Here is a 799-nt window from a genome sequence, read left to right as displayed (position 1 = left end):
AGTGCGGCCGCAGCCGCCAGCAGCATGACCGCCAGCACGCACGAGCCCGCGCGGCGCAAGATGGATGACGCGTCCCTCATTATGGAGGGCAGCGATATCGTTAAAATCGATTAAGGTCTAGGGCGGCGGCGACACAGATCACTCATGCAGCCCCTGTAACGCCCCGGAACGACACGGGGTTGCCCGTGTGTTCACGCTTCGAGCGTGCAGTCCTCAAAGCAATGGTCGGAAAATCGGTGCGTGTCCCGGACGCGCTGCGGCGCGCAGTGCCGCTGCGCTGAGCCGGGACCCAGAAGGCCGGTGAAATCGAAATCGCGGAGACATGGGCCCCGGCTCAGCAGCGCATCACTTAGGTGCTGCGCCGCGTCCGGGGCACGAGACCTCACCCCTCCAGCGCGATCGCGTGAATGTGGCGACCGTAATCCGGCTCCTTGCGATGGACCGAACGGCGATAGCTGAAGAAGCGTTCGTCGGCGTAAGTGTCGAGGCCAAGATCGTCGATCATCAGGATTCCGGCGGCGTCCAGCCGCTTGCGGATGTAGCCGGCGAGATCGAACATCGCATGGCCCTCGCGCACCGACGGAATGAAGAACACAGCGTTGTCCGCATCCGCGTCGATAAAGCGCGCGACGAACTCGTTGCCGACCTCGTAGCTCTCCTGGCGGATCAAGGGGCCGATCGCGGCGATGATGCCGCCGCGCGTGGCGCCGAGTGTCTCCATCGCGGAGATCGTTGCCTCCAGCACGCCAGTCAGCGCGCCTTTCCAGCCGGCATGCGCGCCGCCGATCACGCGCGCGTT

At 65.1% G+C, this 799-nt stretch carries 1 protein-coding gene; it reads right to left on the bottom strand.

All coding sequences use genetic code 11. The features are described from left to right. Positions 1-382: 382 nt before the first annotated feature. The coding region (locus MOV75_RS40220) for a polyphenol oxidase family protein (protein ID WP_247008395.1) at positions 383-799 on the bottom strand (417 nt) is incomplete at its 5' end.

Source organism: Bradyrhizobium sp. PRIMUS42, from assembly GCF_023006515.1.
Taxonomy (GTDB): Bacteria; Pseudomonadota; Alphaproteobacteria; order Rhizobiales; family Xanthobacteraceae; genus Bradyrhizobium.
This window is presented reverse-complemented; position numbering and strand designations above follow the sequence as displayed.